The following is a 15,035-nucleotide window of genomic DNA, read 5'->3' as shown; positions in this document are numbered from 1 at the left end:
AGCGCAGACGGTCAGAGGAGATCCCACGTGGACCAGCAAGTCAATTTCGACCCGCCCCCCTCGCCCGAGGACGCCCGGCAGGCGACCGAGGAACAGCGCAGGTTGCAGGAGCAACTGGAGCATCAGAACGATGACCCGGACGCCCCGGGATTGCACCAGTCTCGGCGCGACCTTCCCGACGAGAGCACGCGCTAGGCGGGTTGCCGGCGGGCGGGGCGACCGTCGTATCGAAATGAGTTATGCGCCAGCGCATGGCGTCCGGTTCCGGTCAGGAATCTCGCGGACAACACTCAGCTCGGGGAGCTCCGGCGATCCTGCGCGAGAACTGCGGCCGCCAACCCCACCAGCGTGAGGGCGCCGAGTGCGGCCGCGGGAATCGCCCATACGCGCCGGATCAGCAGGGCGTTGTCGCATTGGCCTACGTAGTTCGTGCTCGAAATGCCAACTCCGCCGCCGTGGCCCTTCTTCGTATCGTCGGCGCTCGACGCTTGCGTCAAATCAGTTGTGAAACCGCTGCCACATTTGACCTGCCAACCGAATTGATCATAGGCGTCGATGAACACCGGGAAGCGCAGGGCGAATAACCCGACGGCTAAGGCGATTACGGCCGCTGACAAAACAACGGGCCCGCGTTTCACTATCTCCTCCCCCCTAGGTCATGCAGACATTCGCGAAGATCAGCACCGGCCATGACACGATCGAACCGAGAAATGACACCACCAAGTCGAGCCCGTGCATGTCGCGTAGGTGCCCCGTGTGGGTGGACGACCAGATCACCCCAACGATCAGATACGGCGTCCCCAGCAGCACGGCGATACCCAGCAGCTCGGCAATAGTCAACTGGTAGTCCAGTACCTGCCGGATCCTGTTGAGCATGGGGCGTGCCTTTCGCGCGGGACCTACCGCGGGCCCGTCGGCTCAAGAACCAGGTCGGTGCGGCCGCGGCGCCAGTCCGGATGGCGATTATGTTAATCATTATTCGGCCGATTGGGTAGCGCTCGCTGCAAAGAAGCAGAGTACCGGCCATGCCTGCGGCCCGGAAGTTTCCTGTGCGGCATGGCGTTAGGGACAGCCGGCCGGGCCCTAGTTCATCAACGGCGTCGGCACAAGTGCAGGCCCATTCCGGCGTGAAGTCGGGTTCCTCGGGGACTCAGCGGCGAGCGGCCTCGGTGGAAGCCGCGGCAGATTTGCCGATCAAAGTGATCTCCATCAAACGGCGGACCGTCATGCGAGCGGGCTCGCTCGGGCCGGGCATGACGAGCCGCCCGATGTCGACGGCGAGAGCGAGCGCCGCGTGTACGGCGTATCGAGCCCGGCCGAGCGTTAGGTCGGGTCGTGCCGCCACGGCCAGCCGGGCCCAGGATTCGACGGTGGAGCGGTGAATGTTGTAGAGGAGCACCGCGTCCGTGTCGGGCAGGTTGTGACGCTCGGTGTAGTACACCCGGGCCAGTTCTGGGTTGGCGAACGACCGTGTGACGAAGGCGTCGATCAGCTGCGTCAGCGACCGCTCCGGGTCGCTGCCGGTGGCCAAAATTGTGGACAGGTCACCGGAGACCTGGTCAGCGCCGCGGCGGTACGCCACTGCCAGTATCGCGGCCTTGCTCGGAAAACACTGGTAGATGCTCGCCACCGGTATGCCGACAGCGGTGGCGATGTCCTCCATACCGGTTTCGCGGTATCCCCGTTCGTTGAACAACCGTATCGATTCGTGCAACAGCAATTCGTAGCTGCCGACGGCGTTCGTAATCGCCACTGTCCGTGGAGATTCCGAGTCACTCACCGGTGGCGCCGGCACGTCTGCCCTCGACACGGCGGCCGCGATGTCGGCCAACGTCGCCCGAATCTCGCCGTCGCCGAGCCGGGAACGATGGTCGGTGATGCTGCCGATGACACTCAACGTCGCAGCCGAGAGGACCCAACGTTGCCGTGATTGCAGTTCGGGCCGCAGGCTGATCAACGGCCTCTGCAGACGCCGGTTGACCAGCTTGACCTGCTCGGCCAAGACCCCCTGGTCTTCACCGTGCAGGTAGCGACCTTCCCACCGATAAAGTCCCCCCGCGGTTCGGTTCACAATCGCGGTGTCGATCAGCGATCCGGTCAGTGCACGTAGCGTCTCCCCAGGATCGGCATCGGTTGGCAGGTGATCGGCGAACTCCGTGGCGTCCACAAGCCGCTGCCCGAGTGCCAGGACCGCGGAGCGGAACAGGTCGTATTTGCCGTGCGAATGCCGGTAGAGCGCCGCCGCCGAGACCCCGACCCGAGCGGCGATGTTTTCCATGCTGACCGCGTGGTAACCCAGCTCGCTGAAAGCATCTGAGGCGGCCCGGGCGATCTGCGCCTTGCGATCTTTGGGGCGGCGCTTTACCGGCTTTGCGGATGAACGGCTGGCCGGCGTCATAAAGATCACCGTAGCCGCAGTGTGCGGGGCCGGGCGGATGCACGGCTGTCCAATTCTCGGAGGCGGCCGCCCGTCACAGCGAATCCGGCTCGTCCCCGATCGTGCAAATCCGAAGTCCGACCGAGCGCTACCCCGGCGAAGTAGATGACGCCCCACACGGCGCGTGAATCCGCTGGCCAACCGCGGACACCTCTGCGGCCCGGATGGGTTCCACGCTCTCCTTCGCCGCGCGACGCGGCCGGGATGCCCTGCTGTTGAGCCAGCAGGCGAAGCCGCCCAGGACCAGGCCGACCGCGACACCGGCATCCGGGCGCTGACCGAGCATCAGCCACGACAGCACCCCGGCGACCGCGGGAATGACGGCGAACAGCATTGCCACCGCCGCGGCACCATGGGTATTGATGGCACGGACGTAGAGACTCACCGCCAGTGTCGCGTTCAACAGCACCATGCCGGCGACCGCGATCACCGCCTGCCGGCCGTCGTGCACGGTGAAGGGCGTGAGCATCGCGAGTCCCGCGGCGGGAATCAGCCCGACCGCATTCTGCAGTGCGCTCATCGCGCGAAAGTCGACACCGGCGCAGAACCGCTGCTGATAGACGCCGCCGGCCGAAAGCCCAAGCAACCCAACCCCAAGCAGCACGATGACCGGATCGACTCCGTGGGTAGCCGCCAGCCTTCGCGCGCATGCGGCCAACACCGCGACGACCCCGAAGCCGAGCGCGGCCACCCGGTGCGGCCCCAGCGGCTCGCGCAGGAACACGGCGGCCAGGATGGCCGTGGCGACCGGGTTCATCGCGATCACCACCGCACATAGCACGGCCGGCGATCCGAGCTGTACGGCCTCGTAGAGGCAGCAGAACTGCACGGCTTGAATGAGCAGGCCGACCACGGCGACGTGACCGAGCTGCGCTCCTCGCGGCCAGGGCGCCTTGGCCAGCACGGCCCATATCCCCAGAATCGTTGCGGCCAAACCGAATCGCAGCACCAACGCGGGCATGGGCGCCATGGCGGTCACCGCCAGCACCCCGATGGGGTAGCCGAGCGCGTAGAAGAACGTTACCGCCGACGCGGTGGTCAGCGGCATCCGTGGCAGGTCCATGCGACCCATGCTGGCCCAGACCTACGCTCACAGTCCAACGATTATTCCTGATCGCGATTGATCGTGATGCCTTATCGATCTACTGGTGCTGTTACCGAATCCTGTATGAGGAGCATATCGATTGATCGAGATTCCTAATCGGACTATGGTGCAGCTATGGCCCAGGTGCTGGACATCGCGCCGCTGCGCAGCCTCGTCGCCGTCGCCGACTGCGGCGGGTTTCACCGCGCCGCCGCGGCGCTGCACCTGAGTCAGTCCGCGGTCAGCCAGCACCTGCGCAGAGTTGAGACCGTTGTCGGCCAGCCGCTGATCCAGCGCTCCGGCCGCGGCATCGTGTTCACCGAGACGGGCCTGAGAGCGCTGCGGCACGCGCGCGCGATATTGGCCGCGCATGACACGGCGCTCGACGACCTGGGCGCGACCGAACCCAAGCTTCTGACGATCGGGGCCACCGAGCACGGCGCGGACGTGATGCTGTCCGGACTGACTGGCGTGCTGCGGGATCGGCTCCCCGACCGGCGGGTCCGCTTCCGGCTGGACCGCAACGTGTCCCTGGCCGACTCGATCGAACGCGGGCTGGTCGACTTGGCGATCATGCTCGACGGGGCGGGCCTGGACCGCGCTAACGCCTCCGGGCTCGTTCGGCTGCAATGGATTTCGGCGCGAACGTTGGCCGTGCCCGCGCGAGAGCCACTCCCCCTGGTGATCTTCTCCGAGCCGTGCACCCTGCGTGAGCCGGCCTTCGCCATCCTCGAAAACCACGGTATCGCCTATGAAATCGCCGCCGAGTGCGGCGATCTGTCCGGACTGTACGCGGCGGTACGGTCGGGGCTCGGAGTGGCGCTGCTGCCGACGATCGGCAAGCTGCCCGACGGCCTGTGCCCGGCCGAAGGACTGCCGCCGGCCAATAACGCATCGGTCTTGGTTCGCGGCCGAGCAGGCATAGACCCGGAGCTGCTGAGCACGGTCGACGAAGCGGTGCGTGACGTGCTGGCCGCCGCGGACTAATCGCAGCCGTGCTGCACTGCCGCCCAGTACCGTATTTCCCGCCCGTCAGGTGATTCGAGTCGATGGCACCGAACGCGCGGCCTCGCGCCCGAACCGCTCCGGTGCTTCGGGCAGCGGGTCGGGCCTTCCAGCCGAAATCAACTCGGTGCCAATGGACCGAACAACAGCGCGCGGCGCAGCTGCCGCCAGTTATCCAGGCGCCGCTTGTCATCCGGTAACTGTCGCACGGCCTTGCCGGGGTAAGTGGCGGTTCACAACGCGGCGGTAAGTCTCCACAATGCCGCGCGGTCAACAGCCGCTGAGCGATCGATCGGGCTGATCACCACGTCGGTGGCGCCCGCGTCGCGATAGCGGCGTAGCTGTCGCACGACACGTTCCTCGGGTCCGATGGCGGCGAGCTCGGTCGCGCTGGCGAGTCCTTCCCTGGCGATCACGTTGCGATACGACGGGATGCTCTCGTAAGGGCTCAGGTGCAGCGCGGCGATGGCCCGGGCTTCCTCGACATCTTCGGACAACAGCACCGGAACGGCGGCGATGATGCGCGGCGCGGGACGACCCGCATCGGCGGCCGCCTTGGTGATCTCTGGCACGATGAATTCGCCGATGGTCCGTGGGCCGGCCAGATAGGGCAGTGTTCCGTCCGCCAGTTCGCCGGTGACCCGCAACGCCTTTGGGCCCATCGCAGCCACATACACCGGGATCGGCGTTCCGCCGGCGACCTGCACCGGCCAGGTCGGGCTCGCGCTGAGCTCGCTGCCGTGGAAGTGGACGCCGGCGGTGTCGAACACCGACCCGAGGATCGTCAGATGCTCCCGTAATCGGGTAATGGTGTTCGACCAGTCGGTGCCGAATGCCTCGCGTTCGATCTGGCGTGCACCCAACCCGAGCCCCAGGCTGAAGTTGCCGTGCGCGGCGGCTTGTGCCGTCTGCGCCAATGAGGCGACGATCAGGGGGTGCCGCGGGTTGATTGGGACCACCGACGTTCCCACGCCCAGTCCTGGGACCGCAGCCCCGACGAGCGCCGCTAGCGTGATCGCGTCGTAGTTCTGCTGCTGGGGCAGCCACACCTGGGTAACGCCGTGCCCGTAGGCTTCTCGGGCCTGGTCGATCACATCGTCAACAAGGTTGGCAGCGTCGGGACGGGCCATGAGGATGATTCCGCTGGGCATACCGACAACCAACGGCGGCGCCGGTAACGTCATTCCTCTCGCGTCGTCATGATCGGAAATTCGCACCCGTGATGTCGCTCGCCCGACGGAGCGTTGACCCGCTTGAAGACATATCGCTAGTGTGCGCGAATGCCGCTGGAGGCTGTTAGGGACGACAAGCCCGTTCGGGGCGGCCAGTCCCAGCCAGCGGCGCTCACAAAGGAGTTGTCGGCATGACCGATCCCGTCGCGCCGCTCGCCGGCAGAGTCGCCTACGTGACCGGGGCCGCCCGCGGCCAGGGCCGCTCCCACTGCGTCCGACTCGCCCGGGCGGGCGCCGACATCGTCGCGATCGACGCGTGCGCGCCGGTCGCCGAACACAACGGCTATCCCCCCGCTCTCCCGGAAGACCTGGCCGAGACCGTCAGCTTGGTGGAGGGCGAGGGCCGCAAGATGCTCGCCGCGGAGGTGGACGTCCGCGACCTGGCCGGCCAGCAGCGGGTAGTGGCGAATGCGATGGAACAGTTCGGCCGGCTCGACATCGTCGTCGCCAACGCCGGCGTACTGAATTGGGGCCGAGTATGGGAGATTTCGCCCCAGCAATGGCAGGAGACGATCGACACCAACCTCACCGGGCTGTGGAACACCATGAAATCCGTAGTGCCGCCGATGATCGCGGCCGGTAACGGCGGATCGATCATCAACATCAGTTCCGCGGCGGGCGTCAAAGCCGTCCCGGGCTGCGGACATTACTGCGCAAGCAAATTCGGCGTCGTCGGACTCACCAACTCCCTCGCCGTCGAGCTCGGCGAGTTCGGAATCCGCGTGAACTCGGTGCACCCGTACGGCACCGACACCCCGATGGGCAACGACCTGTCGATGTACCAGGTCTTTCAGGACCATCCGCATTACATCCACAGCTTCTCGCCGGGCGCGCTCCCGACGGACTCACTGGCGGCGCCCGACCTGATCTCCGACATCGTGGTCTGGCTGGCCAGCGACGCGTCGTCGTTGGTCACCGCGGCCCAAATTCCGGCCGACAAAGGCTATTTGAAGATCTGACGACCCGGGGCGGGCAGAGGGTCAGGGCTGAGGCGGCGGCGGTGGCGGCGGCCCCGGCGGAGGTGCTGGCGGGTTGTCCCAACTCCCGGGCGTGCCTGCGGGCACTTGCACCCCGAGCCAGTTGCACGGCATCATCGACCGCCACGCGATGAAGGCGCACTGCTGCTCGGGCGTCAACGGACTAGGACCCGCGCACGGCGGCGTTCCGGGCACGCCGCAGACCGGATCAGCGGACGCAGTGGGTAGTCCGACGAAGTTGCCGGTGGCGATCAGTACCGCGCCGGCTGCGACAAACCCACCGATGAGACGCTCAAGATGGCTCATGTCTAACTCGAATCTCCTGGCCGATTCACCGAGCGTAACGCCAGCAATTGACGCTCGCCGGCCATTTGAACCTGTCACCGGAAATGCCGCAGCCGACGCCGCCCCGACAGTTGCGGCCTGCGCGTGCAGCGCCGTCTACTAGCCGCCTTTGCGGGCCAGATCGACGGCGTACTGACTCACGAAGGTGCCCGCCGCCGGATCGCCTTTGCCACATGACCCGTCGGATTCACCGGGACGTTTGATCCACAGGTAGGCGTCGGCATGGGCACCCGCGGTGGCCGCGGTGGGCGGAGTGCCCAGCGCCCGGCCGCTGGGGTTGCACCAGTTGAGCTCGGAGTCCGGAGCTGGACCGGCGCCGTTGCGCGACGTGTCGATCACGTAGTGCGATCCATTCGTGAGCCCGGAAATCGCCTCACCGTAACCGATTTCGTCCTCGGTGGTAAAGAAGTTCGCCGTGTTGAGGCTAAAGCCGCGCGCGTGGTCCACGCCGGCCTGCTTCAGCCTGCCCGCCATGTCCTCGGCGCTATGCCAGCGCAGATGACCGGCATCGACGTAGACGGCCGCGTTCGGATCGCGGGTCAGCGTGTCCACGGCGTAGCGGACCAAGTCGTAGCGTTCTTGACGCTGGTCAGCCGACAGGCAATCGGCCATCGCGAGCGCGTCGGGCTCGACGACAATCGCGACCCGCGAGGCGCCCACTCCGGCGGCGATGCCGTCGATCCACCCTCGGTAGTCGGCGCCCGACCCCATGCCGCCCGCAGCGAAGCTGCCGCAGTCACGGTGTGGGATTCCATAGATCGCCAGGACCGGGATGGCGCCGGCAGCGTTCGCATCGCCAACGTACTTTCCGACCGTGCCTGCCGATGAGCCCGGAACGATCCAGTAGGCCTGCGGGGTGTTGGCGATGGCGGTCAACTCGGGGCTGGGCGGGTCGGCGCTCTGGGCGGCGCGCATGGCCGCCGAATTGGGATTGACGTAGAACGGCGCACCGGCCAGCGGATCTCCGTCGCTGGTCAAGCGCATCGTTGGGGCGGGGGCAACGTGCAGCAGGCCGATGCCGGCGACAGCCGCAACAGTCAGGACGGAAGCGATCCACCGCGCGAGAGCGCTAGCAGCTGACGACATCACGTTAGGGAAACTAGTGCCTCCGCGCGTTGGGCGCGAAACCGGTCCGCAATTCGATGACATAGGGATGATGACGACATAGCCGCCGTCATGTCAGGGCTATCGTGCACGTTAGGGTGCGTTCGCCGGCCTCCGTGAACAGGCCAGTAGAAAAGTTGGGCAATTCATGACCGCAGCAACCGAAACGTCAGCGCTCGAATCACGGGTCGGCCATTACTACCAGGTCGACGACACATACCAGGTCGGCCGCGAGAAGATCCGCGAGTTCGCTCGTGCCGTGCAGGACTATCACCCCGCGCACTGGGATGTCGCCGCGGCCGCTGAGCTGGGATATTCGGGCCTGGTGGCGCCGCTGACATTCACGTCGGCCCCGGCGATGGCAGCCAATCGGCACCTGTTCGAATCGGTGGTCATCGGTTACGAGATGTACCTGCAGACCGAAGAGGTCTTTGAGCAGCACCGACCGATCGTCGCCGGCGACGAACTAGACATCGACGTGGAGCTGTCATCGGTGCGCAGGATCGCAGGCAGAGACCTGATCACCGTGACCAACACTTTCACCGACGCAGCCGGAGAGCGCGTGCACACGCTTCACACCACCGTCGTCGGCGTCACTGCCGAGGATGTCGATCCGGCGATCAGGACGACCGCGCAGCAAGTGATGATGCACGACGTCAACCTCGCCGGAATCGACTACTCCGATGCGGCCTATCAAAAGACGGTGCGACCCGAGGGTGAGATTCGCATCGCCCAAGGAGATCCAACCCGTATCCCTGGGACGCCGTCCTTCGATGACGTAAATGTCGGCGACGAGTTACCGGTGCACCACACGCGACTGTCCCGAGGCGACCTGGTGAACTACGCCGGCGTGGCTTGCGACGCCAACCCGCTGCACTGGGACGAGAACCTTGCCAAGATGGCGGGGCAGCCTGATGTGATCGCTCACGGCATGCTCACCATGGGTTTGGGCGCCGGATTCGCCTCCGCATGGTCGGGCGATCCCGGTGCGGTGACCCGCTACGCGGTGCGGCTGTCCCAGCCCGTGATCGTGTCGGCCGCCGGGGGTGCGGACATCGAATACAGCGGCCGGATCAAATCGCTGGACCCGGCAAGCCGCACCGGTGTCGTCATTGTCGGCGCGAAGTCCGGTGGCCGGAAGATCTTTGGCCTGGCGACGTTGAATGTCCGCTTCCGCTGACCGGTGAACCACGGCTGCTGGGCCACCTCAGAATGACCAGGACGTTATCGCGATGGCGAGCGTCCGAGCCAAACCCAAGCTCCAACCGTGCTAACTGATGCTGGGTAGCTCTGCGGCGCTCGCATCAGCGGCTTGGTGGCCAATGAATTCCATTCCGGCCCGAATTGCGGGGCGGTGGCGCAAGATTCGGTAATGCGCTAATCGGCCGAGCCCTCGCGTGGTGAGCAGGCGGGCGCCTGGCCATGCCGTGGCCACGCGCTCACTGGCGGCATAGGGGCTGTCCGGGTCGTCGGGGTCATGGATGAGAAGCAGCGGCGGATGGTTGGCTAGTCGACCGTTCCACGTCAGGTTCGTCTCATGCAGCTGCATACCGATCCGGGCCTCAAGGCGACGGTGCAGGCCCGAACGGATCCGGCGCCCGAAGCCGTGGCGCGCGGCGAACCAATCGAGATAGAGGGGAAATTCGCCCATTGGTGCCAAGAAAACCAAGCGCCCTACCTGTGCGCCCTGAGCCGCAGCCAGTGCCGTCGAGTTCGCGCCGAGCGAGTGGGCAACCACCGCGTGTGCCGGCCCATGGGTCTCGATCATCGCCGCAATCGCGTCGGCACACTCGATGGCGGTGGTGCGCCCGGGAGCGAGCGCACCCGGATCCGATTCGTTGTGGCTCGGCAGGTCGAACGCGATGACCCGATACCCCTCCTCCACCAGCGGTTTGACGAACACCGCCAAATGCGCGCGCTGGCCGCCCCATCCGTGCACCAGATATACCGGCGGCCCCTCGCCCCATTCCTCCCCAGCGACCCGGTGCCCATCCCAGAACGCTTCGATCGATCTACCCGGTGGCACGCCCGGCGGCATTTTCAGACTCGACTCAAGAACCGGCGGGGTGCACCACAACTCGACTGCCCACCGCGATCCCAGAGAGGGCGCCAACCGCTCAAGCGCCCAGAAAAGTCGGCGCACCCGGGCAGCGACGGGCGGCAGGACGCCGGAGCCAGCAATATCGAGCGGTGCTATCTCGCTGGCCTGTGCTTGTGCATACGCAGGTCCAGATGTCCCCTCGGTCATGAACCGCGATCGTAGTGGTCCAGCACGCGTTCACCATATCCGTGCTGCTTCACGCGTCAGTCAGCAACCGCGCTGGCGGGACCAGACCACATGACATGCGCCGACTGGGCCGAAGCCCAGCGAAAATCGGAACCCTGCACAACCTCTGCCCTACCGCGCCATGTTGGAGAAACGCGACAAGTGCAGCTGATGCGCGACGGTGACCGTCTTGGTCGGGCCGTTACGGTGTTTGGCGAGAATGAAGTCCGCCTCTCCCCCACGCGGGTCGTCCCGCTCGAACGCGTCGGGCCGGTTGAGCAGGATCACCATGTCGGCGTCCTGCTCCAGCGATCCCGACTCACGAAGGTCAGACAACATCGGCTTCTTGTCGGTGCGCTGCTCGGGGCCGCGGTTGAGCTGGCTGATCGCGACCACGGGAACCTCGAGCTCCTTGGCCAACAGTTTGAGTTGGCGCGAGAACTCGGACACCTCGAGCTGGCGCGACTCGACCTTCTTGCCCGACGACATCAGCTGCAGATAGTCGACCACGACCAGACGGAGGTCGGCCTTCTGCTTCAGCCGGCGCGCTTTGGCGCGGATCTCCATCATGGTCAGGTTCGGCGAGTCGTCGATATACAGTGGCGCCTCGCTGATTTCGCTCATCCGCCGCGCCAACCGCGTCCAGTCGTCGTCGTTCATGCGACCGGAACGCATGTCGGCGAGTTTGATTTTCGCCTCCGCCGACAGCAAGCGCATGACGATCTCGGACTTGCTCATCTCCAGCGAGAAGATGACGCTGGCCAGCCGGTGCTTGATCGAGCAGGACCGCAAAAAATCGAGTCCAAGCGTCGATTTCCCGACTCCAGGCCTGGCCGCCACGATAATCATCTGCCCGGCATGCAGACCGTTGGTCACCTCGTCGAGTTCGGTGAAGCCGGTCGGTACGCCGCGCGAGATACCGCCGTTGGAGGCGATGGCGTCGATCTCGTCCATCGTCGGCTGCAGCAGGTCCTCCAGCGGAACGAAGTCCTCCGACGTCCGCCGCTCGGCCACTTCATAGATCTCCGCCTGTGCCCGGTCGACGATCTCGGCCACGTCGGCGCCCTCGGCGCCCGCGTAGCCGTACTGCACGACGCGCGTGCCGGCCTCCACCAGCCGGCGCAGCAGCGCCTTCTCGGCCACGATGGTCGCGTAGTAGCCCGCGTTGGCGGCCGTGGGCACGGTCGAGATCAGCGTGTGCAGGTATGGCGCCCCGCCGATGCGACGAAGCATCCCGCGGCGGTCCAATTCCGCGGCCACCGTCACCGCGTCGGCCGGCTCGCCACGGCCGTAGAGGTCCAAGATGGCGTCGTAGACGTTCTGATGCGCGGGGCGGTAGAAGTCGCCGGGTCGCAACCGTTCCAGCACATCGGCGATGGCGTCCTTGCTCAGCAGCATGCCGCCCAGCACCGCCTGCTCCGCCGCGAGATCCTGCGGTGGCTGACGGCCGAAGTCCTCACTGGGCGCCGAAGAATCCATGCCCGACGCCAAGTCATCGACGACCGCCATGGACCCCTCCTCCCCTGCCACGCATCCGAACGTACATTCGAAAACCGCTCTCGTCAGCGTAAGTCAAGGAGCCGACACTTTCGTCCCACAGCACTCGCACGCCTCGCGCCGGGACGACGTTAGACGTTGCTGGCTAGTAGGTGAAAGGGCCGCTGTTCATGAACCTGTGCATCGTGTGTGCATATCCTTCGACACCTGTGTTGAGTGGGGTGTGGAGAACCTGTGTATGAATTCAAGGGGCTCTGACATCGGTGCTGTTAAGGGCCATGTAACGCCAGGAAATCCGTGTGGACAAGAATCTCTACGGCGTGTCGCCGCAGGTTACTGCGCCGGGCGTGTTGGCTTTCGGCCATATTTTCGCAGCGTTACGGCAGGGTAAATAGGGTCCGCCGGACACCCCGTAGCGATCGTTCGCTAGGACGCGGGTCCGCGATGAGGCCGGGCCGCATGACGGCAGCACAACTAAGCCCGGCGGCGGCCGATGAGGGCCGCCGCCGGGAAAGAGCAAACGTGGGAGGCTTAGCTCTCCGCGACGACCTCGAGGGCGATCTCGACGTCGACCTCGGGATGCAGGTGCACCGATACCGGGTGGGTGCCGACAGCCTTGATGTGCGACTTGGGCAGCCGCACGATTCGCTTGTCCAGGTTGGGTCCGCCGGCCTGCTTGATTGCCGCGACGACGTCACCGGACGTCACCGAGCCGAACAGCTTCCCGGAGTCGGCCGCGGTCCGCACCGGCAGCCGGACGGGGCCCAGCGCCTCGATCGCGGTCTTGAGTTCGTTGGCGTGCCCGAGGTCGCGCACCGCCTTGCCTTCGCGGGAACGGCGGATCTCGTCGGCCTGCTTCTGCGCGCCGCGCGAGGCGAGGATCGCCAGACCGCGTGGGAGCAGGAAGTTGCGGCCATAGCCGTCCTTGACCTCGACCGTCTCGCCGACGGTACCGAGGTGGTCGACGTCGGCCGTCAGAATCAGCTTCATCGTTTTCGTACTTTCGCTTCGGTCCTAAATGAATGCGCCGGCTATCGCGCCGAGGAGGTGAAGGGCAGCAACGCCACCTCGCGGGCGTTCTTCACCGCGATCGCGATGTCGCGCTGGTGCTGCACGCAGTTGCCGGTGACGCGCCGCGCCCGGATCTTGCCGCGCTCACTGATATAGGTGCGCAGCAATGCGGTGTCCTTGTAATCGATCGCTTGCCCCTTTTTCGAGCAGAAGACACACTTCCGCGTCTTGACCGGCTTTTCCGGAGCCGGACGTCGCTTGCTGGACTTAGCCATGACTGTCTTTCTTTCCGTTTCTTACTGTTGAAGTTTTTTAAAACGGCGGTTCGTCGTCGCCGCCGCCGAAGGACCCGGATGCCGGGGCGCTGCCCCATGGGTCGTCGGCCGGTGCGTTGCTCGCCGGCGCCGATCCCTGACGGGACCCGCCTCCGCCGCCGAAGCCGCCGCCGCCACCACCGCCGCCGCTGCGGCTGGCCTTGTTGACTTTGGCGGTGGCGTACCGCAGCGAGGGCCCGATCTCATCGACCTCGACCTCGAAGACGGTGCGCTTCTCGCCTTCGCGCGTCTCGAAGGACCGCTGCTTGAGCCGGCCGGTGACGATCACCCGTGAGCCGCGGGTGAGGCTCTCAGCGACGTTCTCGGCAGCCTCGCGCCAGATGTTGCACCGCAAGAACAGCGCCTCACCGTCTTTCCATTCCGAACTCTGGCGGTCAAAGATCCTGGGCGTAGACGCCACGGTGAAATTCGCGACGGCGGCACCGGACGGGGTGAACCGCAGTTCGGGGTCGGCGGTCAGGTTTCCGACAACGGTGATAGTGGTGTCACCAGCCACAATTTCCTCCTCGTTCCGCCCTGCTACTCGCTTCTCCGACGGTAAATGGCACGTGTCCTGGCTGAGCCTACGCAAGTCCACCGACGGTGGGCCCGCGACTCGGCCACGGGTGTTAGTGCTTGTCGGTGCGCATCACCTTGGTGCGCAGGACCGACTCGTTGAGGCTCAGCTGGCGGTCGAGCTCGGAGACCGTCGCCGGCTCCGCCTTCAGGTCAACGACGACATAGATGCCCTCGGCGTGCTTGGCGATCTCGTAGGCCAGCCGGCGCTTACCCCAGATGTCGACCTTGTCGACGGATCCGCCGTCCTTACGGACGACGTTGAGGAACGTCTCCAAAGATGGAGCAACAGTGCGCTCGTCGAGCGTGGGGTCAAGAATGACCATGATTTCGTATGGACGCATGGAAACCTCACCACCTCCTCTGGTCTTCGCGGCCACGGTCGTTCCGTGGCAGGAGGGTCGCCTGCGTCGGCAACCGCATCAGGCTACCGGATGGGTGGGTTGGCCTCCAAAATCGCGACGGATCCGGCCGCTCGAGCAATCCGGCTATTGCCGCGCGTCCAAGTATTCGGTGGCCCGGTCCACCGTCGCCTGATCGGCCTTGGCGAGGGCGCCCGAGTCGAAGGGCGGCTGCGGGTCGTATTCGATGAGCAGCTGAGCGGCCTGCGCGGCCTGGCGGTCCACCAGGAGCTCGACCAGTCGTAAGGCCATGTCGATCCCGCTGGACACCCCCGCGGCGGTGATGATCCGCTGCGGCAGGTGCTCGACGACCCGGTCCCGCACGTACCGGGCGCCCAGCTGGTTGAGCAGGTCTCTGGCGCGCCAATGCGTCGTGGCGGTGAGCCCGTCGAGCAGGCCCGCGGCGGCCAACAGCAGCGCACCGGTGCACACCGACGTGGTGAAGGTCGTGGTCGGGTGCACCGCTTGCAGCCATTCGCGGATGGTGCCGTCGTGGATCAGCTGGCGCGTGCCGATCCCACCGGGGCACAGCACCACATCCGGCGAGGTGACCTCGTCGAATCTCGCGTCGCAGGTGAGGCCGAGCATCCCGTTTTCCGTGCGCACCTCGCCCCGGCGGTGACCAATGAACACCACCTCGACCGACGGGATGCGCTGCAAGACTTCGTAGGGCCCCACCGCGTCGAGCGCGGTCACGCGGGGGAACAACGGGACGGCGACCAGAGTCACGGCGCCACTTTCCCCCACAAGCGGGTGGTGCCCCCACCGATCCGGGCTACGCCGGCA

18 protein-coding genes are annotated in these 15,035 nt (G+C 66.0%); 4 read left to right on the top strand and 14 right to left on the bottom strand.

Annotated elements, in window-relative coordinates; genetic code table 11:
- Positions 1-27: 27 nt before the first annotated feature.
- The gene (locus H7J89_RS09570) at positions 28-195 is read left to right on the top strand and encodes a hypothetical protein (protein ID WP_264042734.1); all 168 of its coding nucleotides are present in this window, start codon (positions 28-30) and stop codon (positions 193-195) included.
- A gap of 95 nt (positions 196-290) precedes the next feature.
- Here the strand turns inward: H7J89_RS09570 and H7J89_RS09565 are convergent, their stop codons facing one another.
- The 4 genes from H7J89_RS09565 to H7J89_RS09550 form a co-directional block, all read right to left on the bottom strand.
- Positions 291-638 (bottom strand): hypothetical protein, encoded by a 348-nt coding sequence (locus H7J89_RS09565; protein WP_264042727.1) that lies wholly within the window; start codon positions 636-638, stop codon positions 291-293.
- A 13-nt stretch (positions 639-651) separates the two neighbouring features.
- The gene (locus H7J89_RS09560; protein ID WP_264042720.1) at positions 652-876 is read right to left on the bottom strand and encodes a hypothetical protein; all 225 of its coding nucleotides are present in this window, start codon (positions 874-876) and stop codon (positions 652-654) included.
- A gap of 274 nt (positions 877-1,150) precedes the next feature.
- The gene (locus H7J89_RS09555) at positions 1,151-2,398 is read right to left on the bottom strand and encodes a TetR/AcrR family transcriptional regulator (protein WP_264042712.1); all 1,248 of its coding nucleotides are present in this window, start codon (positions 2,396-2,398) and stop codon (positions 1,151-1,153) included.
- A gap of 127 nt (positions 2,399-2,525) precedes the next feature.
- On the bottom strand, positions 2,526-3,485 hold the full coding sequence (locus H7J89_RS09550; RefSeq protein WP_264043788.1) for a DMT family transporter: 960 nt from the start codon (positions 3,483-3,485) through the stop codon (positions 2,526-2,528).
- 171 nt (positions 3,486-3,656) lie between these two features.
- Here H7J89_RS09550 and H7J89_RS09545 point away from each other — a divergent pair, with 171 nt between their 5' ends.
- Entirely contained in the window at positions 3,657-4,508 is an 852-nt protein-coding gene (locus H7J89_RS09545; RefSeq protein WP_264042704.1) for a LysR family transcriptional regulator, read from the top strand.
- A gap of 251 nt (positions 4,509-4,759) precedes the next feature.
- Here H7J89_RS09545 and H7J89_RS09540 read toward each other — a convergent pair whose 3' ends face one another.
- The gene (locus tag H7J89_RS09540; protein ID WP_264043787.1) at positions 4,760-5,677 is read right to left on the bottom strand and encodes an LLM class F420-dependent oxidoreductase; all 918 of its coding nucleotides are present in this window, start codon (positions 5,675-5,677) and stop codon (positions 4,760-4,762) included.
- 212 nt (positions 5,678-5,889) lie between these two features.
- Here H7J89_RS09540 and H7J89_RS09535 point away from each other — a divergent pair, with 212 nt between their 5' ends.
- Entirely contained in the window at positions 5,890-6,717 is an 828-nt protein-coding gene (locus tag H7J89_RS09535; RefSeq protein ID WP_264042697.1) for a mycofactocin-coupled SDR family oxidoreductase, read from the top strand.
- Between the two features lie 21 nt (positions 6,718-6,738).
- Here H7J89_RS09535 and H7J89_RS25900 read toward each other — a convergent pair whose 3' ends face one another.
- Positions 6,739-7,041, bottom strand: a complete 303-nt coding sequence (locus H7J89_RS25900; RefSeq protein ID WP_372513750.1) for a hypothetical protein — start codon at positions 7,039-7,041, stop codon at positions 6,739-6,741.
- Between the two features lie 138 nt (positions 7,042-7,179).
- Complete coding sequence (locus H7J89_RS09530; RefSeq protein ID WP_264042689.1) at positions 7,180-8,169, bottom strand: glycoside hydrolase family 6 protein; 990 nt, start codon at positions 8,167-8,169, stop codon at positions 7,180-7,182.
- 163 nt (positions 8,170-8,332) lie between these two features.
- On the opposite strand from H7J89_RS09530, the gene H7J89_RS09525 reads away from it, so the two are divergent.
- A complete protein-coding gene (locus H7J89_RS09525; RefSeq protein ID WP_264042680.1) occupies positions 8,333-9,364 on the top strand; it encodes a fused (3R)-hydroxyacyl-ACP dehydratase subunits HadA/HadB in 1,032 nt (343 codons plus the stop codon).
- Between the two features lie 90 nt (positions 9,365-9,454).
- Here the strand turns inward: H7J89_RS09525 and H7J89_RS09520 are convergent, their stop codons facing one another.
- From H7J89_RS09520 to H7J89_RS09490, 7 genes are all read right to left on the bottom strand, one after another.
- Positions 9,455-10,432, bottom strand: a complete 978-nt coding sequence (locus H7J89_RS09520) for an alpha/beta fold hydrolase (RefSeq protein ID WP_264042663.1) — start codon at positions 10,430-10,432, stop codon at positions 9,455-9,457.
- Between the two features lie 150 nt (positions 10,433-10,582).
- Positions 10,583-11,959, bottom strand: a complete 1,377-nt coding sequence (dnaB, locus tag H7J89_RS09515) for a replicative DNA helicase (RefSeq protein ID WP_264042655.1) — start codon at positions 11,957-11,959, stop codon at positions 10,583-10,585.
- 519 nt (positions 11,960-12,478) lie between these two features.
- Positions 12,479-12,937 carry a 50S ribosomal protein L9 gene (gene rplI, locus H7J89_RS09510; protein ID WP_264042647.1) on the bottom strand — a complete coding sequence of 153 codons (459 nt, stop codon included), beginning with the start codon at positions 12,935-12,937 and terminating at the stop codon, positions 12,479-12,481.
- 41 nt (positions 12,938-12,978) lie between these two features.
- On the bottom strand, positions 12,979-13,233 hold the full coding sequence (rpsR, locus tag H7J89_RS09505; RefSeq protein ID WP_066950849.1) for a 30S ribosomal protein S18: 255 nt from the start codon (positions 13,231-13,233) through the stop codon (positions 12,979-12,981).
- A 37-nt stretch (positions 13,234-13,270) separates the two neighbouring features.
- The gene (locus tag H7J89_RS09500; protein ID WP_264042632.1) at positions 13,271-13,789 is read right to left on the bottom strand and encodes a single-stranded DNA-binding protein; all 519 of its coding nucleotides are present in this window, start codon (positions 13,787-13,789) and stop codon (positions 13,271-13,273) included.
- Positions 13,790-13,901: 112 nt separating this feature from the next.
- Positions 13,902-14,192 carry a 30S ribosomal protein S6 gene (rpsF, locus tag H7J89_RS09495; RefSeq protein WP_061557737.1) on the bottom strand — a complete coding sequence of 97 codons (291 nt, stop codon included), beginning with the start codon at positions 14,190-14,192 and terminating at the stop codon, positions 13,902-13,904.
- A 144-nt stretch (positions 14,193-14,336) separates the two neighbouring features.
- Entirely contained in the window at positions 14,337-14,978 is a 642-nt protein-coding gene (locus H7J89_RS09490; RefSeq protein ID WP_264042625.1) for a DJ-1/PfpI family protein, read from the bottom strand.
- Positions 14,979-15,035: the final 57 nt, after the last annotated feature.

This window comes from Mycobacterium paraffinicum, assembly GCF_025822865.1.
In the GTDB taxonomy this organism is placed as follows: Bacteria; Actinomycetota; Actinomycetes; order Mycobacteriales; family Mycobacteriaceae; genus Mycobacterium; species Mycobacterium paraffinicum.
This window is presented reverse-complemented; position numbering and strand designations above follow the sequence as displayed.